Source organism: Flavobacterium pectinovorum, assembly GCF_006438875.1.
Lineage (GTDB): Bacteria > Bacteroidota > Bacteroidia > Flavobacteriales > Flavobacteriaceae > Flavobacterium > Flavobacterium pectinovorum_A.
The window spans coordinates 1-23,868 of record NZ_RCZH01000032.1 but is presented as its reverse complement, the minus strand read 5'-3'; the positions used below and the strand labels follow the sequence as shown (position 1 = coordinate 23,868).

Below are 23,868 nucleotides of genomic sequence, written 5' to 3'. Positions count from 1 at the left end.
CTTATCAAGCATCTTTGGAATAAATCCATATTCTTTCATAAACTTAATGGCTGAGCAGTGATTGCCATAAAAACTTGTCGAAGAAACAATTGCTGTCAGGATAATTTCGCTGTCACTTACATGTCTTCTTACATCTTCCGGATGATTAATTCCTTGTAAAATATCGTCTATTAAACAAAAAATTGATATAATTTTGTCTTTACAAAGCATGGGTAAGGTTTATTGGTTCGCAAAACAAATTTACTGAACCTGTGCTTTGTTTTTTTATTACCTCTAAACTAGCAACTTGAATTAATTAGAAAATTCGATTTTATCAGCGTTTTCGCTTTAGCGAATCAGTAAAATCAGCGTCTAATTTTGACGCGGATAGAACAGATTTACTTCGTAAAAACGCGGATAAAAACGGATTTCATCTGCAATAATTTTATTTTTTAAAAGCTTAACTTAATGACATTTCCCGTCCCGAAGTTTCGGGATCGGGATTTTTTTGAAACAGACTATTAGATAAAACCTTAGTGCGCTTTGCGTTAAAATTATTTACAATGCAAAATGTTCTGTGTTTTGAATTATGGAGAATTGAATGAAGAGAATCTAGAATTTATAACTATATCCAAATCGGATTACTTGTGTTTCGTAATAATCCTTACTATTATAATTAAAACCTTCTCCTTTTATTTCTTTTTGAATAACCAATGTGTTAAAAATATCGGTAGCGTTCAAAAACACTTCGCCTTTTCCTTTCTGTACTGTTTTTTTAATCCCTAAATCCACAGAGAATCGTGCGTCTATTTTTCCTTGCGGAATAATATCAGGAGCCAGATAAATAGCAGAAACTTGTCCCTTTATAGTTTTGTTTAATTGAAGTGTATTGTTCCATTTGAAGTTTCCGGATACCATTTGCTGACGTTCACCAAAATAAGTACTTGGTACAGGATAGAGATTAGTAACCGTAAAAGCATCTATTGTATTTTGATATATATTTCCGTTAATATTAAAAGAATACCAGGAAGTTATTTCTTTAGAATAAATCGCTTCAATGCCAAGTGACCTGCTTTGATCTGCATTTTGAAACACATTATAAATCAAAGTGCTTCCCGGAACTGTTGTTGCAATACGTGTTATAGTTCCGTTGATGATTCTATAATAAAGTGATGAGGTAAAATAGCCTTTTTGCATTGTTTTTTTGTACCCAATTTCAAAGGCGCTGGTAAACTGCGGACGAAGCGCTGGATTTCCAACTTTTATAATCTCGGCATCATCATATTTTGGAAAAATACGAATATCGACTTCAGAAGGCCTGTCAACTCTTCGGTTATAGAAAGCTGTGATTTTGTTTTTATCATCTATTTTATATCCAAAACGCACATTAGGGAATGGTTCTGTATAGTTATAACCATTACTTTTATACGTTGGATGATTTGGATTTACATCATATTGCAGCTTTACATATTCTAAACGTACACCAAGTTCAGCTTCAATTTTATTGGTTTCATAAATATAATTGGAGTATAAAGCGGGAATAATCTCTTTATAATTCGCCCATCCGCCAGCATTTGCATCAATAGGAGAATTTTCTCCCGGAAAAAACTGCATGTTGGTAGGAATCTCTCTGTTTCTAAATTTTAAACCGGTTTCAAAACGTCCATATTTTAAAGGCTGAACATAATCAAGATTAATATCGATTACCTTTTCGTCCGAAAGCAGTTTGAAAGAATCCTGTCCGTTGAACGCAGGCATAATATTAGTAAAAAAATATTTTTCATCTTCTCTGTGATAGGTATAATTAATTCCTGCATTTAATTTATGACCGGCTTCTTTAAACTTATGTTCATAAGAAGCGCTTACCATAGCAGTTGTTTTAAGTTCATCTTCTACAAATTGCCAAAGACGAAGTCGCTGCGAATAATCGCGATTAAAGAAAGGCTGATCGCCATTGTCTATAATTTTTTCACTACCAAAAAGCCCTGAAAAAGCAAACGTATTATTCTCGTTATAATTCCAGTCAATTCCACTTTTTAGCGTTGTAAAGTGTGTATCACGATTTCTTAGACTTTGTTGATTGATAAGAGTACCATCATCATAAGTTCGGGTTACAAATTCATTTTTATTGAGCGTTTCTGTATAAAGGTAATCAGCCTGAAGGTAAGCGTTTATTTTATTCTTACGATAATTCAGCGAAAGCGAAGGGTTTATTTTTGGGGTCATCTGATATTGCGGACGCACTGTGGGCAGATTAGCCTTACGTTCCCAAAGAGCACCATATCCAGAGCTGATTCCTACTTTGCCGTTGAAACCTTCTTGTTTGTTTTTCTTGTAAATAATATTGATAATACCCGCATTTCCGTTCGCGTCAAATTTAGAAGAAGGATTGTTTATGATTTCAATTTTTTCAATTGCAGATGCCGGAATGTTATCTAGCCCTGATTGATTTCCAAAACCTGTTAAGGCAGTTTGTTTTCCGTCAATGAGCACCATTACTTTATCATTACCTCTCAACTGTACTTTTCCGTTATTTAAGGTAACTCCGGGCAGGTTTTGCATCGATTGTAAGACAGAACCTCCGCTTTGTATAATATTATCGGCTACTGAAAACACTTTTTTGTCCATTTTAGAACTCATTTCAGGAGCTTTTGAAGTTACAACCACTTCAGATAAGGTTGTGATATCTTCTTCAAGATCAATAGTATTCAAATCGAGGAAATTGGAGAGTGTTCCCACAAATACTTTTTGTGATTTTATTTTGTAACCTATCGTGCTTATTTCCAGTATATAATTTTCTGAAGGTACTGAAGCCAGGCTAAAACGACCATCTTCAGAGGTTACGGTACCAAAAAGGAATTTTTGATCTTTGGCTGATTTTAAAACTATATTTACGTAAGGTAGAGGAGTTTTGGACGTTTTATCTTTAATTAATCCTGAGATTGTTGCTGAATTGTTTTGTGCCGTTACATTGAAAATTTTCATTACAATAAACGACAATACTAATATTATCTTTAATTTCATTTGTATGGTTTTAATCTGCTATGCTTTTAATATAAGTTCCTTGTTTGTCAAAAATCAGGTCAATAGAAGTCACCTGAGCTTCAAAAGTAACGATGCCATGAGCGTCAGTTATTTTTGCAGCTTCTTTAATCTTTTTGTTTTTGTATGTTTTTTGGACATAAGCCAAAGCTTTGGCCGGCAGTTTCTTTACGCTGATTTCTTCTTCAGTTTCAATGATATTACCATTAGAATCTAAAAGCATGGAATGCTGTGTTTTACCAATGGTAAAACTGGCTTCATAATTCTCTTTTTCCTTTTCCCATTTTACATTGGTCTGGTCATGACAGGATATTAAAAAAGTTGATTTTACAAGGTTAGGAATGCTTTTTTCATTTACTTTTTGCGCGATGACAAAAGAAGAAAAAAGCAGGGCTAAGCATGTTAGGATTGAATTTTTCATAAGTACTAATTTTTTTAATGGATAAAAAACGTAGTACAAAGTTTAAATACGAATCTGTAGGAAGTTTGAATTTTTTAGAATTTGACGCTGAAACTATGCAAATTATTATCGAAAGTATAGCTTATTTTCCAACGATTAAGTTCTGTGATTTTTTTGATGATTGCCAGACCAAGCCCATTTCCCTGAGAAGAAGGATTAGTTTTGGAAAATCGATTGAAGAGCTTTTCAATTTTTAAAGAAGTGTTTTGACCGCTGTTTAAAAATATCAATTCATTCTCGAGAGTTGTAATAATGATTTTACCATTTTTTTCATTGTGGCGAATCGCATTTAAAAACAAATTATTGATTAGTACCTCAGTAAGGGCAAGATTTCCGGTTATACTTAAAGTCGAGGTAAATTGGGTGATAATCGTAAGGTTTTTGGCATTTGCCTGTTCAGTAAAAAAGTCCAAATGTTTTTTAATATAGTCATTTAGGACAATCGTATTTTTTTCGAGAAAACTCTCGTTGTCAATTTTAGAGAGCAGCAGCAGGTTTTTATTAAGCCTGTTTAACCTCGATACATCCATATTTAAAGACGCAACAAGAGAGGACTGTTGTTCGTTTAGGTCCAGCTGCGTCAGAGTATCAATTTTAGTTTGGAATAAAGCTAAAGGTGTCTGAAGCTCATGTGCGGCATTTTCAACAAACTCTCTCTGACTTTTGTAGATAACTGTATTTTTCTCGATAAGCCTTTCCAGACTTTTATTAAGACGGTCAAATTCATCGATATCAGTAGAAATGAAACGTGGTGGTTTATTTTTATCGATTTCAAAATCCTGAATCTGATTCAGCGTATTATAAAAAGGACTCCAGATTTTAGCAGCGGTAGCCTTCGAGATCCAGATAATTCCAATCAATAATACAATGATAATAAAGAGAAACATGGCGGCAATGCTAAAAACCATTCCTTCCATTTCCAGTAGATTTATTTTCTCGGTGTAGGTATATCTTTTTCCATTTATATTCACAGGAGCATAGAGTACACGGAAAGGTTCTTTTTCTTTTGCAATAGAATCATACAGTATTTTTCCAACAATAGAATCGCTGCTGACACCCATATCAGGGACAATCATTACTTCATTGTTGTATTTATTCCATAAGTCAATATCGGTTTGTGTAAAATCTTTATGACTTTCCTTTATAAAGGCGCCTTTGTGAAAATGCAGTACTTCATCAGTTTCATAAATATAAAGCTGTTGGCATATGAAATAAAATAATGGTGCCGCTATCAATAAAATAATGATTGCATAAGCAAGAAAGCTGTTGGTTGTTTTGTTAAGCAGTTTTTTATTCTTCATTTTCCCATTTATATCCCAGACCATACACTGTTTTGATATAATCGCTGCTGCCTGCCTGATGGAGTTTCTTTTTTAGATTTTTGATATGCGCATAGATAAAATCATGATTATCGAGCATGTCAGCCATATCTCCGGAGAGATGTTCTGCAATGGCTGATTTGGATAATACTTTATTTTCATTGCCAATTAAGAAGAGAAGAAGATCCAGTTCTTTTTTGGTCAGGTCTAATTTTATAGTATTAACAGTTACTGATTTGGAGAATATATCAATTACGATTTCATTGAAAGTGATACTGTTACATCCTTTAAAATTTTTACGGCGTATGAGTGCCTGCATTCGAACCAGAAGCTCAGATAAATGAAAAGGTTTTGTTAAATAATCATCTGCGCCCAGATTAAATCCTTCCAGACGAGTTTCGAGTGTTTCTTTGGCAGAAACCACAATGACTCCATCAGTTTTGTTTTTTCTTTTGAGTTCCCTAAGTATATCAAATCCATCACCGTCAGGCAGCATCAGGTCCAGAAGTATGCAGTCATAATCATAAGATTCAATTTTACTCAGAGCCAAATCATAGTTTTCAGCAGTTTCGCATTGGATCCCGTTGGTTCTAAAATAATTTTTGATGCTCTGAGCAATTTCAGGCTCATCTTCTATAATTAAAATTTTCATGTCGCAATTTATGAATGAATTTTGAAGAAAAGTTGAATCCGCGATGATTTATATTTATTTTCTTATAAACTCTAAAGTAATGATTTAAGGTTAGTTGTCAAATACAATTTAAAAAAATGTTTAACATACGGAAATTTAAGTTTTAGTATAATTTAAATTCAAAGAAATTACTTAAATAATATGTCTTATTGTGTTGTAAATAAGACTTTTTGGATTAGTTGGCACACTGCGAGTTTAATAATATTGCAGGAAAAGATAAGTGATCAATTTAAAGATTTTATTAAGTAGTATAAAAATAAAATAGTCTTACTTCTATTGGGATTTATATGCATCAGATATTAAGCCAGTATTATCTCCGGATTAAATTTATGCAATAATTGAACTTTGTTTTCAAAAAATAAGCTGCTTCAGTACAAATTCTAAATTTCTTCTAAATTGACCAATTGCTTTACCTTTTATTAAAGAGTAAGACATGACCGGAAAAAAGAGATTAGCTAAACTTGCAGCCTGTAAAATTTATACATTATTAACAGTTTTGCCCAAAAGATGGATTGGTTCATAGATCAATTAAACTTTACTCATTGCTGCATTTAGATCGTCTATTATCATTATTATTTTTTAGTTAATGAAAGAAGAGTGACATTTTAAGCTGTCAATGGTTTGAGAACCAATTTCCATACAAAATATCAATAAAAAAACATAATGAATACAAGTGTTGTTAATAATTATTCAAGAATTAAACCGTTTTTATTTTTTTTGCCTCTGTTTTTCTTAATTGTCATTGTGTTATTTTTATATAGTAATGGTGCTTTATGTGCTGATCAATATATACAAATCCAAAAGGATAGTTTCTTTTTTATTAATCATTATTTAGGACAATATCCAAATCTTGAATATAATCTCACCCAATTTGGGGACGCTTTGGTTTTTGCCTCTTTTTTAAGCATTTTGATCGTGTATATTCCTAAAATCTGGGAAGCCTTACTATCAGCTTTATTGGTTTCTCTTCTGTTTTCTTGTCCGCTAAAAAATATATTTGCAGTCCCAAGACCTGCAGCAGTGTTTGATCATGATAGTTTTATCATCGTAGGAAAAGCAGTGTGTGGTCACAATAGCTTACCTTCCGGACACTCCATAACAATCTTTACAATATTGACCGTTTTGTTATTTGCTTTTATGCCCAAAAAATTAAAATTTAGAATTTTATGGACTTTTGCATTCATCATTGTAGGATACATCCTTGCCTTTACAAGGGTAGGCATAGGAGCGCATTATCCGCTTGATGTGATCACAGGCAGTATCATTGGATATATTTCCGGGCTTTTGGGGATTTTTATCAGCCGAAAATATAGAATTTGGAGTTGGATTAACAATAAAAAGTACTATCCCGTTTTGATTTTATTATTTGTGGTTTGTTGCATTTTGTTAATTACCAGAATAATTAATGATAATTTGATCGTCTTTTATTTAGCATTTTTTAGTTTAGCCGTTTCACTCTATAAAATCATTACTGTTTATGTTAAAAAATAATATAAGAATAACTCATTTTGTTTTGCTGATGAGTCTTTTGAATTTTTTATTCTTTCATTTGCCATTTTACACCTATGTCTTTAATAATGTTGATTATAAAAGTTTAAACGGTATAATTTTGGTTATAAGTTTAATAATTCTAATGTTGGTTTTGAATGCTTTTGTTTTTTTCCTGATATTTTCTCTCTCTCGTTATGTTGGAAAATTTTTATTGGTCTTATTCTTTATGATCAATGCAATTGCAGTTTACTTTATCAATACATATAGTGTTATAATAGACGAAAGCATGATCGGTAATACACTCAATACCAATTATGAAGAGTCCAGTAGTTTTTTCTCTTTTAAATTAGTGCTATATGTAATTCTGCTTGGTGTTATTCCCAGTGTTTATATCATTAAAGCTAAAATAATAAATGTAGCATTAAAGAAAATTTTAACCATTTCTTCGCTGACCTTATTATTTATTGTTGTTTTAGTTTTTGCTAATGCCAGCAATTGGCTCTGGATTGATAAGAACTCAAAACAATTAGGAGGTCTTGCAATGCCGTGGTCATATACAGTAAATACGTCGCTTTTTTATATTCATAAATACAAAAAAAATGAAAAGGAAATTTTATTGCCAAATGCAGTAATAAAAGACAATCAGAAGTCAGTTGTTGTTTTAGTAATTGGCGAATCTGCACGAAGCCAGAATTTTTCATTATACGGTTATAAGAAAAATACAAATCCACTGCTTTCTAAGGAACAGAATTTATTTCATTTCAATGCCACTTCTTGTGCTACATACACTACTGCTGGCGTAAAATGTATTTTAGAACCTACCAATAGTGATGATTTATATGAAATTTTGCCCAATTATTTATATAGAAATAATGTAGAAGTTATTTGGCGAACTACAAACTGGGGAGAACCTCCTGTGCACATAGAAAAATATCAAGGCAGAGATGTTTTAAAGCAGAATTGTAAAGGAGAAGGATGTAATTACGACGAAGTTCTTTTGACGGGACTAAAAGAGCAAATATTAGCCAGTAAAAAGAATAAAATATTGATAGTACTACACACAAGTACAAGTCATGGACCTACCTACAGTAAGAAATATCCACCTCGATTTGAAACTTTTAAACCTGTTTGCAACAGTGTTGAATTGGGGAAATGTTCTCAAACGGAGCTTCTCAATGCATATGATAATACGATCGTTTACACGGATTATATTTTATATAATGTAATTGAAGATTTAAAACAACTAAAAGAGTATAAAAGCACCATGATTTTTGTTTCAGATCATGGAGAATCTTTAGGAGAAAAAAATCTATACATGCATGGAGTACCTATAAGTTTTGCGCCTAAAGAACAATATGAAATACCTTTTATAGTTTGGGTATCTGATAAATCAGAAGAACTCAAGCCTAATAAAACATTGACTCAAAACCATGTATTTCATAGTGTTTTAAAGTTTTTAAATATAGAAAGCCCTGTTTATAAGGAGGAAATGAATATTTTTAAATGATAAAAGGTTCTGGATAAGAGGATTTCTTAAATTGCTATCCGAAACACCTGCAAAGACATTATTTTATGCAGATATTCTGTAATACATTTATTGATTATAAACAAAAACCGGATAGCTGAAAAGATATCCGGTTTTTTTTAAATAATGTACAAAAAGTTATTGTAAAAATTGAAATTTACATCATAACAGTACGTGTTTTTTTAGAAGGATGTTTTTTCTTAAAATCTTCGGAAGGCTTTCGATGAAAAAGTTCATAATATTTAGAACAGAAATAACTTAATTTAGTATAATTTAAATCATAAATTATCTCAGTCAGAGTGTTATAATCTCCACTTTGCAAAAGCCTGTTTGCTAACAGCATTTTTTCTTTTATAAAAAGGTTGTTTGGAGTGTTGTGAAACTCTTTTTTAAATAACATTTTGTATTTTGAAGGCGACATACCGGCCATTTGGGATAGAAATTGTACAGATGGAAATGGATTGTACAAATGGTCTAAAAGATATGTTTTGGTTTTGTTTATTGCCTCAATTTCAACGGGGCTGATTTCATTTTTTACTGTGATAGATTCAGAATAGCGATTTAAGAAATTTCCAAGTAGTTTTAAAGAAATTCCTTTCAGATAAGGATCAAATGACGATTCAAAAACAGATTTACTTTTAAGGGACTGAATAAGCAGTAAACTATTGCTATCAATATTGTCGTAGTAATAAGGCTCCTGTTTTACAATTTTAATTTTGCGGGTCGAATATTCCTCTGTCGGATGATTTTTTATAAATTCATTAAGCAATTTTTTATCAACAAGAATTCGAAGTGCTATTATTCTTTCGTTTATTGGAGGCTTAAAAGAACTTTCTATGGCATTACTAATCACTGCCAGGCCCAAATTAATAGAAGAACCAATTTTATAGTCTATATCATTAATTTTTAACAGACTAGGCTCATTGCTGAAATCAAAATGGAAGATATAAAGTTCATTTTCAGATTTAAGCCTATTCATTTTTATGGGAGTTTTTAAAACAAAATCCATAAATAAGGCTGAAATACCAGGAGTAATTTGTGTGAAATAGGAATGGCCATGACCCAGATTTTCAGGAATAACAATTATTTTATTATCAATAAGTTCACCACCCATTTCTTTTGCCAGCTGAAATTGCCATTCTGGGGTTAACGAATAAAAATGTGTAAATTTTTGCATATTGAGAGTACTTATTTTTTTAGGAGAAGGCTTAATTAAAGTGTATTTTTTTGTTAATTCTGAGCTATAATTGATTAATAAAAACTTTGGGACTAAGTCCAAATTGCTCTTTAAACTTAGAGGCAAAATAAGAATTATTGGTAAAATTAAGCTGATCTGAAACTTGAGATATGGTTAGTTTTCTTTCTTCAAGCAGGTCTTTGGCACTTAATAATTTATTGTCCATAAAAAAGGCATTTGGCGTGGTACCTGTTATTTTTTTAAACAAATTTTTAAATTTAGATTCAGACATATTAGCGTTCCTGGCCATTAATTTTATTGTTGGGAAGTGACCTTCAATATTATCAATCAAAAATTTTTGAATTGCTATTATGCTGGCTAAATCATGTTCATTTACAGTTTGTATAATAATCCTGTTGCCTGCAATTTTTCTTAAATAATTGGATAACAATAAATGAACAGTTGCTGTTAAGTGTAAATCGAATACCGGACCGCCCACAGTTAGTTTGCGTAAATCCGTTAGTATATGATAACTCTCACTACTCATTCTGTCAAATCGTATGATTGTATTTTTTTTTGGATCTGTTATTTGGTTTATATTTTTAAAATTGATGTTGTTTTTCTTTGCGAAGGATTCTAAGGTGTTTTTTTTAATAAAGATGCACAACAGAAAGGTTTTACTCCCGGTTTTAACATAATAATTAGATTTTAAAGTACTATCGATAACATATAAGTTATATTGCCAACGCCCTATATCATGCTTGTAATCAGTACCGGAAAGTGTTGTTTCTCCTTCAGTCAGATTATAATACAATCCCACAAAATCATTGGTTTTATTATTTTGGTACATGTGTAAGTCAATGTTAAATTTAACATCGACATAAAAAGCAGTAATGCCATCTCCACAATCAAGAAAGTAGCTGTTTCCGGAACGCACTTTATCAGGGATCTCAGCCGGAACTAACGGAACACCTGGAACAAAAGGATCAATCACAACACTTGATGCGATTGTAAAAGATGCACAAGGTAATATCTACGCTTATGTTGGATCTGATCATACAGTTGCAGGACGTGATGCCGAATGGGTTTCAAGATCAGCAAACTGGGTTAAGATCAATGGTCTAAACGGAGCAGCAGGAATTCCGGGAGTTGTTGGAGAACCTGGAACACCAGGTAATCCGGGAGCATCAGGATCAATTACTACACTTGATGCCATTATAAAAGATGCACAAGGTAATATCTATGCTTATGTTGGATCAGCAAATACAATTAAAGGACGTGATGACGCATGGGCTCAAGGTTCAGCTGACTGGGTTAAGATCAATGGTCTAAACGGAGCAGCAGGAATTCCGGGAGTTAACGGTACGCCTGGAACACCAGGTAATCCGGGAGCATCAGGATCAATTACGACCCTTGATGCTATTATAAAAGATGCACAAGGTAATATCTATGCCTACGTTGGATCAGCAAATACAGTTAAAGGACGTGATGACGCATGGGCTCAGGGTTCAGCTGACTGGGTTAAGATCAATGGTCTAAACGGAGCAGCAGGAATTCCGGGAGTTGTTGGAGAACCTGGAACACCAGGTAATCCGGGAGCATCAGGATCAATTACGACCCTTGATGCTATTATAAAAGATGCACAAGGTAATATCTATGCTTACGTTGGATCAGCAAACACAGTTAAAGGACGTGATGACGCATGGGCTGTTGGATCACCTGACTGGGTTAAGATCAACGGTCTAAACGGAAAAGATGGAAAAGATGGTATAACCGGAGGCACAGGAGTTCCTGGAGCTAAAGGAGACAGCAACTATCCTGGAGATAATGTTGTTATGTATATTAACAGTGAAACAGGTACAATTTATGTACGTGATCCTAAAGATGAAACTAAATGGATTCCTTTAACAGGTGAAACTGGTATGAACGGAATTCCGGGAGTTAACGGTACGCCTGGAACACCGGGTAATCCGGGAGCATCAGGATCAATTACTACCCTTGATGCCATTATAAAAGATGCACAAGGTAATATCTATGCTTACGTTGGAGCAGCAGACACAATTAAAGGACGTGATGATGCATGGGCTGTTGGATCACCTGACTGGGTTAAGATTAGCGGTCTAAACGGAAAAGACGGAAAAGATGGTATAACCGGAGGCACAGGAGTTCCTGGAGCTAAAGGAGACAGCAACTATCCTGGAGATAATGTTGTTATGTATATTAACAGTGATACAGGTACAATTTATGTACGTGATCCTGAAGATGATACGAAATGGATTCCATTAACAGGTAAAACTGGTATCGATGGAATTCCGGGAGTTAACGGTACCCCTGGAACACCTGGTAATCCGGGAGCATCAGGATCAATTACTACACTTGATGCCATTATAAAAGATGCACAAGGTAATATCTATGCCTATGTTGGATCAGCAAACACAGTTAAAGGACGTGATGATGCATGGGCTATTGGATCACCTGACTGGGTTAAGATCAATGGTCTAAACGGAGCAGCAGGAATTCCGGGAGTTAACGGTACGCCTGGAACACCGGGTAATCCGGGAGCATCAGGATCAATTACTACACTTGATGCTATTATAAAAGATGCACAAGGTAATATCTATGCCTACGTTGGATCAGCAAATACAGTTAAGGGACGTGATGATGCATGGGCTCAAGGTTCAGCTGACTGGGTTAGAATCAACGGTCTTAACGGATCAGATGGAGCTAGTGGTGTTGCAGGAATTTCAGGAGCACCTGGTACTAGTGGAGTTTCGATTCCAGCCGGAGTTACTACGGTAATTGACAATACAGGAACAATTTATATATTAAAACCGGGAACAGAACCTACAGATCCTGCAAACTGGACAATAGTTACTGGAAAAGAAGGAGATCAGGGACCAAAAGGTGATACTGGAGCAACTGGAAAAAATGGTACTTCTGTTACTATTAAAGGGTCAAAAACAGATAAAAATGCATTACCTGCTACTGGTAATACAGTAGGAGACGGTTATATCATTACTGGAGACTTATGGGTATGGGACGGAACTCAATTTAATAATGTAGGACCTATTCAGGGACCAAAAGGGGATATTGGTGCAACAGGAAGTCAAGGATTAACAGGAGCAACTGGTGCTACAGGAATTCAAGGATTACCGGGAGCAACTGGTGCTACAGGAATTCAGGGATTACCGGGAGCAACTGGTGCAACAGGAATCCAGGGATTAACAGGAGCAACTGGTGCGACAGGAATTCAGGGACCAAAAGGAGATACGGGAGCAACAGGAATTCAAGGATTAACCGGAGCAACCGGAATTCAGGGAGCAACTGGTGCGACAGGTATTCAGGGACCAAAAGGAGATACTGGAGCAATCGGAAAAGACGGTACTTCTGTTACTATTAAAGGATCAAAAACCGATAAAAATGCATTACCTGCTACTGGTAACATAGTAGGAGATGGTTATATCATTACCGGTGACTTATGGGTATGGGACGGAACTAAATTTAATAATGTAGGACCTATTCAGGGACCAAAAGGTGATATTGGAGCAACTGGAATTCAAGGATTAACAGGATTAACAGGATTAACAGGAGCAACTGGTGCAACAGGAATTCAGGGATTAACAGGAGCAACTGGTGCAACTGGAATTCAGGGATTACCGGGAGCAACTGGTGCGACAGGAATCCAGGGATTAACAGGAGCAACTGGTGCAACAGGAATTCAGGGACCAAAAGGTGATACTGGAGCTACAGGAATTCAAGGATTAACAGGAGCAACTGGAGCTACAGGAATCCAGGGATTAACAGGAGCAACTGGTGCAACAGGAATTCAGGGACCAAAAGGTGATACCGGAGCAACTGGAATTCAAGGATTAACAGGAGCAACAGGAATCCAGGGATTAACAGGAGCAACTGGTGCGACAGGTATTCAGGGACCAACTGGTGCAACAGGTATTCAAGGACCAAAAGGGGATACTGGAGCAGTCGGAAAAGATGGTACTTCTGTTACTATTAAAGGGTCAAAAACCGATAAAACCGCATTACCTGCTACTGGTAATACAGTAGGAGATGGTTATATCATTACTGGAGACTTATGGGTATGGGACGGAACTAAATTTAATAATGTAGGACCTATTCAGGGACCAAAAGGTGATATTGGAGCTACAGGAATTCAGGGATTAACAGGAGCAACTGGTGCAACTGGAATTCAAGGATTAACTGGTGCAACAGGAATTCAGGGACCAAAAGGTGATACCGGAGCTACTGGCATTCAAGGATTAACAGGAGCAACTGGTGCGACAGGAATTCAGGGRCCAAAAGGTGATACTGGAGCTACAGGAATTCAAGGATTAACAGGAGCGACTGGAGCAACTGGAATTCAGGGACCAAAAGGAGATACCGGAGCAACAGGAATTCAAGGATTAACAGGAGCAACTGGTGCTACAGGAATTCAAGGATTAACAGGTGCAACTGGTGCAACAGGAATTCAGGGACCAAAAGGAGATACCGGAGCTACAGGAATTCAAGGATTAACAGGTGCAACTGGTGCAACAGGAATTCAGGGAGCAACTGGTGCGACAGGTATTCAGGGACCAACTGGTGCGACAGGTATTCAGGGAGCAACCGGAGCTACCGGAGCAACTGGTACATTTAATGCAGGTTCGCTATTCAACCTTACATCAGCAAATACTGCCCTTACCGTAACTGGTGGTGGACAACTATTAACTGCTGCTGCGGCGTTGGATATTAAAGGTGGAACTGCAGATCAGGTCTTAACTTCTAATGGGGCAAGTTCTGCATCATGGAAAACAGTTCAGGGTGATAACTTAGGAAATCATACAGCAACGAAGACTTTAGATTTGGCCAACAATGATATTACAAATATTAAAAACGCATTTGTTAATTATCAATTAAGAATTCAAGATCGTCTGCCAGCCAATACTTCATTTTTTGGTCTTTATAAAAATAATGGCACTTTTGGAATTTATAACAGCCTGGATACAAACAATGCAATGATAATTCTTGAAGCAAACAACTTTATTGGTATGGGAGGGACAACTTCACCAACAAATAGGCTGCATGTTCAGGGAACAAATCCATTGCGTCTGGAAGGATTACAAACAGGGGCAGCAACAGATAAAATCTTAACAACAGATGCAAATGGTGTTGTAAGACAAGTAGATCAGGTTGCTAATAATGTAATGAGTGCGCCGGTTATAATAAGTGCCAACTATACAGTTTTGGCAACAGATTATACCATTATTGCTTCTAAGTTAACAGGTGATATTACGATTACATTACCGGATGCTGCCGCCAATAAAGGCAGAATACTAGTAGTTAATCAAACAAATGTTGCTAATGCAGGAGGTACTGAGGTGACGGTTAAATTTAACGTACCGGTAATTTACTCAGATAAATTAAGCATAAACGAGATTACAGTTGCTTACTACACAGGAGCAAATCTTAAAGTTGTATTACAATCCAATGGTACAAGTTGGTATGTAATATCATCAATATAATAAATATAAAATGTCTTAGTGCCGGTTATTAAATAATGGCCGGGCACAAGACAAATTTAACACAAATATAATTTTAATAATAAAAAGTCTTTTTTCAAGAAAAATATTTTAACAATCTTTTTCTAACAGGACGAATTACAATTCTTTTGTAGTGTAAATAAGATTTTGTTTTTAAATCACTGTTTATTAGTGTTTTGTATCTTTTTTTTTAAGAAGATATTAAGGAAACAAATTTTTAGTAATTCTTTACACAAGTTAAGGATTATACAAATTTTATAATAATTAAATAAATTAAAAGATGAAGAAAAATCTATTTTGTCTATGGCTTTTGTTTTTAGTCATACTATTTTCAGCAACTGTAAATGCGCAGATGACCGTAGGAGGTAAAAAAGCCCCTGAGGATTTTTCTGTACTGGAATTACTTAACAAAGGAGGGCTTCGTTTACCTCAAATGACAACCGCCGAGCGTAACAACTTTAAAGTTGCCAATAATGCACTTGGTAGCGGTCTTACGATTTATAACAAGGACACAAAATGTGTCGAATATTGGAACGCTATTCGCTGGGTAAGTTTATGCGAAGGGGCATCTCAATCTACATTAGGACCTGTACCTTGTACAGATATTAAGGCTGACGGAAGTGGTTGTGACCAACCTTTTGTTGTAACAGATCCGGATTGTCCTAATGGGCCATTTACGATCGCTATAGTAGCAGGTAGTCAGTTTGCCTCATTATCTGATGTGGATTTGGTTAACGGTTCGTTTAGAATAAGTTTTCAAGCAAACGAAACTATTGATGCACATACTGTATTAGTACGTGTAACAAGTACGTGTACCAATATGTACAAAGAGTTTTTGTTCTCTCAAAATGGGGTAGTGTGTTCAGGTAATTACTCAATACCTACAGTTACGGCAACTGGTATTACTTTGTGTTCTGGTGGAAGTACCTATCTTTCGGTACCAAGTACTACAGCAAATTTAGACAAATTGATCTGGACACGTAACGGTGTAGAAGTAGCCCGTGGCGTAAATAATTATGCAGTTACCCAGCCAGGTAAATATAATGTATCTATGGGAGCGATAGGTTGTTACACCAATCCGGCTAACGAAAAAAATATTACTGCTTCTGGTACAGCCTATGCAAAAACACTATCGGCAATTGTGACTAATAGTGGGGTTATTTGTGGCACTAATACAGTTACTCTTACAGCCTTATTGAGCAGCCCGGAAACTGTGGTTTGGTTCCAGGACGGGGTTGAACGTTCGACATCACAAAAAGGGTCGCCAAATCTTGTTTTATCAGGAGATGCTGCAGTAGGAAAGTGGTATGGTATTATAGTCGACGGTACAAGTGTTGCAAGCAGCAGCTGTTTGTCTCAGCCTTCTAATAGTGTTATAGTTTCAAAAAGCAGTCAAACACAACAGGTTACGGTTAATGCGGCAGATGCATTGGTAAACGGCCAGCCATTGGCTAATTTTGCAAATTTTTGCAAAGGCGGAAGTTTAGATTTGTCTGTTGCCAATAAAGTAACAGGTATTACTTATACTTGGTACAACGGTGCTAATCCTATTACTGTTAATCCTTTTCAAATACCGGATTCACAAGCTAAGATTTTATTGCGCTTGGTAGCTACAGATAACAGTGGAACAGCCTGTGCAGGAGAGGTAAATTCGACAGAAAAAGATATTATTACAGCTGTTGCCCCTGTACAGCCTAATATTACAGGAAGTGCAGTATTATGTGGTGGCACTAGTGATTTGACATTAGTACCTGCGCAGCCTGGTGTTTATAGCTATACATGGTACAAAGACAATGTAAAAATGAGCGAAACTACGGCTACTATTACTATAGCATCGCCAGGTAGTACTTATAGCGGGACTGTAAGTAATGCTAGCGGTTGTTCAAGCCCTATGGTTTCAAAACAAATTAGTACAGAAGTATCCAGTCTTCCGGTGCTGTCATGGATATCAAAACCTGTATCCGGGATTTATGGAGGTAATGTAACAGTACAAACCGGTATAGAATTTGGTCCTGCCACATCTTATACATGGGAAGCAACAAATGGTGCTGTGATCACTGGTACAGGAGCATCTGTGTCAATAAAGTATCCGGCAACAGGTGCAGATGGTGGTACGGTAGATATTAAGGTTACAGCTGAGAATGTTTGTGGTAAATCTGCTCCATTGACGCTTTCTATACCTGTAAATAATAGCTGTCCTACACCTTCACTTGCACCCCAAGGTAGTGCTAGCCCATCGATAACGGTAGGTTCTAGTGCCTCTCTTGGAGTAACTGTAACCAATGGTGTAACAGCTACTTTACAATGGTACACAAATACAACTGCATCAACAACAGGTGGTACAGCAATTAGTGGGGCAACAGCAGCTACATACCAATATGCTCCGTCAGGGAGTGGTACTGCATTTTTATATTGCGTTGTGACCAACGGTTGTACCGGAAAACCAACAGGAGCATTATTATTTACTGTTACTACAGCAGCAGATCCTGCTACCATAACTCCGGGTAGTGGTACATTTACGGGTAGAACTACTTTTGATGTTAACGAAAGTAATTTTAACGCAGGTTGTGGAACAGCTGATGCTCGTGGAGGTGTTACTGTAAAAGCTGATTTTAATCAGTTAAGCACGTATTCTCAGGCGTACATATTTACGCCAAGTGGTTCGGTTAGTAAAATTCGTTTTGTTTATGTAGAGTCTTTATCAGGTGCTATTGTTAGCAGTTTTTCAAGTGCGACTTCAGAAACAGCATTAAATCAATCGTCGCCAGTTATTGCTACTATGATTTACAAAACAACTTTAAGCAGTCCTCAAGGACAAACTACAGGGCTTGCCCGTGGTAGAACTGATGCAAATGCACTTTCTGTTGATATATATGTTATTTATAATGATAAGTCAGATGGAACTGGTGTAGACAAAAAATTAAGGTTGAATGCAAAAATAAAAGATTGTCAGTTTTGTGGCGCTTATATAGCTGCGGGAGTATGGAAAACATTCATGTGCCATAACCTGGGGGCAGATACCAGTAAAGATCCTTTTACACCGGACCTTGCTATAGGTGGTGATTATTACAGATGGGGTGCAAAAACTCCAATTGCTACTTCTTATACTCCTGCAGGTGAAATAAATGTAAGTATTTGGGGTGAATTTAATTCATATAAGACTTCTTTGAGTAATTGGGGAGGAAACCAAGATAATAGTACTATAAAAGGACCAATGGATCCTTGCCCGGATGGATTTCGTGTTATGAATGTAGCTGAAGTAGCAGGATTGATGAAAATGAATACATTTGTTGATGTTGGTGTTTTAGGTAGTACTGCAATGTACACTAATGCACAGATTGGTGGATCAAGAGTTGTGGGTGCTCCCTTATATTTTCAATGGAATGGTTATCGTTCAAATAATAGAGGTCTTTTATTGTATAGAGGAGCTCAATTTAATTATCAGGTTAACGCAGGATATTCTGATGCTAGTGGTTATACTTGGTTTAATTCTTACACTTCTAGCAGATCCAAAGATCTATGGACTGGCGCTACTAATATGGCCGTTGCTGCAGCTTCGTCTGTACGTTGTGTAGAACAATAATTTAAAAAGTAGGTCCTTAAAAAAAATATAAAGTTATTTTTAAAGGTTGTACACTTTTCATTTCTTGCTTGATTGCAGGATTTGAGAAGTGTATGGCATTTATAGCTATTACGGTAAAAGGAGTTAATTTGTATTTGAACCACAAATGTTTTCAAGTATTTATTTAAATAATGTAAGATTTTAAGTATATTTATAAGGAAAAAAATATAAAAATGAAAAATGGAATAATAGGAAGCATTGCGGCTGTTTTTTGTATGACAGCTTCGTATTCACAGACTATCAAGATGCAGTTTGCAAATTTTGCAGGAAAAGAATACATTTTTTTGGGGTACAAAGGAGATAAGATGGATACCATTGCAAGTGGTAAGCTGGATAATGATGGTAAAACAACTTTGGTAATGCCGGTATCCAAAAAAGGATATACAGGTGCAGTACAGTTTAAATTTGTAGATGGGGGCGGTGTGGAGATGATAGTAAACAACGAAAATTTTTCGGTTACCTGTCTTGAAAAAGAACCCAATGTAAATAATATTAAATATGCAGGTTCCGCTGAGAATGAGTACTTAAACAGTGTGTTTTTGGAACAGTACACTATTGTTCAAAAAGAACAAATAATGCAGACAGCACTGGAAACCTATAAAAAAGAAGATCCGGTATATGCAGTTTTTGAAAAAGAGAAAACAAAAGTGGGGCAGGAATTTGTTACTTTTCAAAAGACCGTAGCAAAAAAACCTTTGTATGCAGCCCGTGTCATCGAGATGAACAATGTTGCCAAAGGTATTAGCAGTAGCTTTGATCAAACAGAGGCAGAGAGAGCCAAAGATATAAATGATTTTGTAAAGGATAAGCTAAATTTCGAGCAGCTTTATGCCTGTAATTTTTGGGACCCCGTTATTAGAAGCTGGGTGCAATTGCAATTGCAGCTCATTAAAGACGATAAAACATTCCTTGCAGATGTGGAGCAAATTCTGGCAAGAATTAAAAACGATGAAATTTATACCGCTTTTGCCGGTAAATTGGTATCGCTGTTAAATAAAGCCGGCAAGGATGATCTTATGACACAAATAGGGGAATATGTCGCAAAATCTGGCAAGATAACAAAACCATCCAACACCTTGTTAAGTGCTATGAGTGGGCTTGTTGTGGGTTCAACAGCACCGGCATTGCAAAGTGCAGCAGGAAAAAAAGTATTTAACAAAAAAACAATAGTACTGTTTTACGAATCCGGCTGTAACAATTGCGAAAACGAAATTCATCAGTTAATAGGTAATTATGAAATCGTACAGCAAAAAGGATACGATTTAGTAACGGTATCAGCAGATTTAAGTGCTACTCCTGCAGATGGGCATTCACATGATTTTCCATGGAAAGATCAGTTTCGCGATTTTAAAGGATTTGCAGGAGTCAACTTTAAAAATTATGGCGTCAATGGCACACCAACTTTCTTTATAATTGACGCAAAAGGCAAAATTACAGGCAAATACGCCAGATTTGCCGATGCAGGTATTTTATAAGCGATATAAATACGTTTAAACCAAAAAGAGGCTATCCACAGTGTTGTGATAGCCTCTTTTTTTATATACAATTTGAGTTTTTTTCACATGACACGAGGAACAAAATGTTTTAACGTAAGGGCAGATTGTAGAGATGCACAGCAGTGCGTCTCCTGTTCCAATTAGAAATCTGCAAAGACGCAATCTTTAGTTTATATGCACTGCTACACATCTTTACAAATAATATTGCGGATATATTTCATTGATAAAAAACAAAATATTTTAACGTAAAGGAGGATTGTAGAGACGCTCAGCAGTGTGTCTTTTAGAGGTTCATTTAGTGAATTATTTATAACATTGAAATACAGTGTTTTGTAACTGAGAAGTTTATACGGTGAAAAATTTTTATTCCAAAAAGAAATTCCAATAATCTGCAATCTTGTTCATTTCGATTGTAGAGATGCACAGCAGTGCGTCTCCCGTTCCAATTAGAAATCTGCAAAGACGCAATCCTTAGTTTATATGCACTGCTGCGCATCTTTACAAATAATATGCGGATATATTTCGTTGATAAAAACAAAATATTTTATCGTAAAGGCAGATTGTAGAGACGCACAGCAGTGTATATGTCCTTTAGAGGTTCATTTAGTGAATTATTCATAACATTGAAATGCAGTGTTTTGTAAATGAGAAGTTTATATGGTAAAAAATTTTTATTCCAAAAAAGAAATTCCAATAATCCGCAATCTTATTCATTTCGATTGTAGAGATGCACAGCAGTGCGTCTCCCGTTCCAATTAGAAATCTGCAAAGACGCAATCCTTAGTTTATACGCACTGCTGCGCATCTTTATAAATAATATTGCGGATATATTTCGTTGATAAAAAACAAAATATTTACCCTAAAGGCAGATTGTAGAGACGCACAGCAGTGTGTCTTTTAGAGGTTCATTTAGAGAGTTATTTATAACATTGAAATGCAGTGTTTTGTAACTGAGAAGTTTATATGGTGAAAAATTTTTTATTCCAAAAAAGAAATTCCAATAATCTGCAATCTTGTTCATTTTGATTGTAGAGATGCACAGCAGTGCGTCTCCCGTTCCAATTAGAAATCTGCAAAGACGCAATCCTTAGTTTATATACACTGCTACGCATCTTTACAAATAATATTGCGGATATATTTCGTTGATAAAAAGCAAAATATTTTACCGTAAAGGCAGATTGTAGAGACGCACAGCAGTGTGTCTTTTAGAGGTTCATTTAGAGAGTTATTTATAACATTGAAATACAGTGTTTTGTAACTGAGAAGTTTATATGGTGAAAAATTTTTATTCCAAAAAGAAATTCCAATAATCTGCAATCTTGGTCATTTCGATTGTAGAGATGCACAGCAGTGCGTCTCCCGTTCCAATTAGAAATCTGCAAAGACGCAATCTTTAGTTTATATGCACAGCTGCGCATCTTTACAAATAATATTGCGGATATATTTCGTTGATAAAAACCAAAATATTTTACCGTAAAGGCAGATTGTAGAGACGCAAAGGGGTGCGTCTTTTAGAGGTTCATTTAGTGAATTATTTATAACATTGAAATACAGTGTTTTGTAACTGAGAAATTTATATGGTGAAAAATTTTTATTCCAAAAAGAAATTCCAATAATCTGCAATCTTATTCATTCCGATTGTAGAGATGCACAGCAGTGCATCTCCCGTTCCAATTAGAAATCTGCAAAGACACAATCCTTAGTTTATATGCACTGCCACACATCTTTACAAATAATATTGCGGATATATTTCGTTGATAAAATCCCATAAAGAACTCCGATTTATCGTAAAATAAATCAGTGTATTTCAGTTGCTGCAATATAAATCATTCCTCTTGATTTCTAAGGCAGATCCAAAGGAACAAAATATATTGTAGGGATGTCCCGATCCCGAAACTTCGGGACGGGATTAATCCATCAGAATAAAGAGTTATATGGGGCAAACGCTTCCTTTTTTCTAAATTTTATTACAGGTAATTGTAGTTGGTTCATTGTTTTAGATCAAATCTATCTTTTTTTTAACCGGGTGAAGTAATGTCCTAATCTGTAAGTCTAAAAACATTTAGTGGCACATGTTGTTGCTCTTTAGGCAGACCTTTGCATATTCAAATGTAAAAGTTTGAATTGTATACTAAAAAAATAATTAATAACTATAATTAAATTATATGAAGAATAGATTACTCCCTTTAGTTTTTGTTTTAGGATGTTATTCTGCTTATTCTCAGGTAGGTATTGGGACGTTAAACCCAAATGCTTCAGCACAGCTTGATGTTGTATCTAAGAACAAAGGTATTTTAATTCCAAGAGTTACCTTGAAGAGTGTTACAGATATGACTTCAGTTGTATCTGATGACGGAAATTATGCCGAAAGCCTATTAGTTTATAATATTGGTACAGCGATTACCCCTGGGTACTATTACTGGGCTAATAATAGATGGAACAGATTAATCACTTCCGGAGATGCAGGTGGAGCAGCAGGTTTGTCCGGAGGAATTGGAATACCTGGTAAAGATGGTGTTGTAGCGCCGGACGGAACTACAAGCTGGATTAATACAAATACAGGTATTATTTATGTTTTAGACCCAATTAGTAAGGAATGGGTTGTAGCAACTGGTGTTAATGGAATTCCGGGAGTTAACGGTACACCTGGAACACCGGGTAATCCGGGAACACCAGGATCAATTACTACACTTGATGCCATTATAAAAGATGCACAAGGTAATATCTATGCCTACGTTGGATCAGAAAATACAGTTAAAGGACGTGATGATGCATGGGCTGTTGGATCACCTGACTGGGTTAAGATCAATGGACTTAACGGAGCAGCAGGAATTCCGGGAGTTGTTGGAGAACCTGGAACACCGGGTAATCCGGGAGCATCAGGATCAATCACAACACTTGATGCCATTATAAAAGATGCACAAGGTAATATCTATGCCTACGTTGGATCAGCAAATACAGTTAAAGGACGTGATGACGCATGGGCTCAAGGTTCAGCTGACTGGGTTAAGATCAATGGTCTAAACGGAGCAGCAGGAATTCCGGGAGTTGTTGGAGAACCTGGAACACCGGGTAATCCGGGAGCATCAGGATCAATTACTACACTTGATGCCATTATAAAAGATGCACAAGGTAATATCTATGCTTATGTTGGATCAGCAAACACAGTTAAAGGACGTGATGACGCATGGGCTGTTGGATCACCTGACTGGGTTAAGATTAGCGGTCTAAACGGAAAAGATGGAAAAGATGGTATAACCGGAGGCACAGGAGTTCCTGGAGCTAAAGGAGACAGCAACTATCCTGGAGATAATGTTGTTATGTATATTAACAGTGACACAGGTACAATTTATGTACGTGATCCTAAAGATGAAACTAAATGGATTCCTTTAACAGGTGAAACTGGTATGAACGGAATTCCGGGAGTTAACGGTACGCCTGGAACACCGGGTAATCCGGGAGCATCAGGATCAATTACTACACTTGATGCCATTATAAAAGATGCACAAGGTAATATCTATGCCTACGTTGG

General features: G+C 35.8%; 12 protein-coding genes and 2 pseudogenes. 6 read left to right on the top strand and 8 right to left on the bottom strand.

Going from position 1 to position 23,868, the window contains the following annotated elements; translation table 11 throughout:
* The 5 genes and pseudogenes from EAH81_RS26860 to EAH81_RS26840 form a co-directional block, all read right to left on the bottom strand.
* Positions 1–210, bottom strand: a pseudogene (locus EAH81_RS26860) (IS982 family transposase); the annotation flags it as partial.
* A 381-nt stretch (positions 211–591) separates the two neighbouring features.
* The gene (locus tag EAH81_RS26855) at positions 592–3,003 is read right to left on the bottom strand and encodes a TonB-dependent receptor domain-containing protein (RefSeq protein ID WP_140512058.1); all 2,412 of its coding nucleotides are present in this window, start codon (positions 3,001–3,003) and stop codon (positions 592–594) included.
* Positions 3,004–3,013: 10 nt separating this feature from the next.
* Complete coding sequence (locus tag EAH81_RS26850; protein ID WP_140512057.1) at positions 3,014–3,442, bottom strand: PepSY-like domain-containing protein; 429 nt, start codon at positions 3,440–3,442, stop codon at positions 3,014–3,016.
* A gap of 74 nt (positions 3,443–3,516) precedes the next feature.
* Entirely contained in the window at positions 3,517–4,782 is a 1,266-nt protein-coding gene (locus EAH81_RS26845; RefSeq protein WP_140512056.1) for a sensor histidine kinase, read from the bottom strand.
* Positions 4,772–5,452 carry a response regulator transcription factor gene (locus EAH81_RS26840; RefSeq protein WP_140512055.1) on the bottom strand — a complete coding sequence of 227 codons (681 nt, stop codon included), beginning with the start codon at positions 5,450–5,452 and terminating at the stop codon, positions 4,772–4,774. Before EAH81_RS26840 ends, EAH81_RS26845 begins: the two co-directional genes overlap by 11 nt.
* Before the next feature lie 702 nt (positions 5,453–6,154).
* Here EAH81_RS26840 and EAH81_RS26835 point away from each other — a divergent pair.
* Both EAH81_RS26835 and eptA read left to right on the top strand, forming a co-directional pair.
* Complete coding sequence (locus EAH81_RS26835) at positions 6,155–6,982, top strand: phosphatase PAP2 family protein (RefSeq protein WP_140512054.1); 828 nt, start codon at positions 6,155–6,157, stop codon at positions 6,980–6,982.
* The gene (eptA, locus tag EAH81_RS26830) at positions 6,969–8,489 is read left to right on the top strand and encodes a phosphoethanolamine--lipid A transferase EptA (protein WP_140512053.1); all 1,521 of its coding nucleotides are present in this window, start codon (positions 6,969–6,971) and stop codon (positions 8,487–8,489) included. Before EAH81_RS26835 ends, eptA begins: the two co-directional genes overlap by 14 nt.
* Positions 8,490–8,664: 175 nt before the next feature.
* On the opposite strand, the gene EAH81_RS26825 is transcribed toward eptA, so the two are convergent.
* The 3 genes from EAH81_RS26825 to EAH81_RS27580 all read right to left on the bottom strand — a co-directional run bounded on the left by EAH81_RS26825 (position 8,665) and on the right by EAH81_RS27580 (position 10,900).
* Entirely contained in the window at positions 8,665–9,684 is a 1,020-nt protein-coding gene (locus tag EAH81_RS26825; RefSeq protein WP_140512052.1) for a helix-turn-helix domain-containing protein, read from the bottom strand.
* 64 nt (positions 9,685–9,748) lie between these two features.
* Positions 9,749–10,678 (bottom strand): helix-turn-helix domain-containing protein, encoded by a 930-nt coding sequence (locus tag EAH81_RS26820; protein ID WP_140512051.1) that lies wholly within the window; start codon positions 10,676–10,678, stop codon positions 9,749–9,751.
* Positions 10,679–10,738: 60 nt separating this feature from the next.
* Positions 10,739–10,900, bottom strand: a complete 162-nt coding sequence (locus EAH81_RS27580; RefSeq protein WP_161595866.1) for a hypothetical protein — start codon at positions 10,898–10,900, stop codon at positions 10,739–10,741.
* A 619-nt stretch (positions 10,901–11,519) separates the two neighbouring features.
* Between EAH81_RS27580 and EAH81_RS28085 the strand changes: the two genes are divergently transcribed.
* From EAH81_RS28085 to EAH81_RS26800, 4 genes and pseudogenes are all read left to right on the top strand, one after another.
* On the top strand, positions 11,520–15,200 hold the full coding sequence (locus tag EAH81_RS28085) for a hypothetical protein (protein WP_317130513.1): 3,681 nt from the start codon (positions 11,520–11,522) through the stop codon (positions 15,198–15,200).
* Between the two features lie 298 nt (positions 15,201–15,498).
* Positions 15,499–18,801 (top strand): hypothetical protein, encoded by a 3,303-nt coding sequence (locus EAH81_RS26810; RefSeq protein ID WP_140512050.1) that lies wholly within the window; start codon positions 15,499–15,501, stop codon positions 18,799–18,801.
* 212 nt (positions 18,802–19,013) lie between these two features.
* On the top strand, positions 19,014–20,315 hold the full coding sequence (locus EAH81_RS26805) for a peroxiredoxin family protein (protein WP_140512049.1): 1,302 nt from the start codon (positions 19,014–19,016) through the stop codon (positions 20,313–20,315).
* 2,186 nt (positions 20,316–22,501) lie between these two features.
* Positions 22,502–23,868, top strand: a pseudogene (locus tag EAH81_RS26800) (hypothetical protein); the annotation flags it as partial.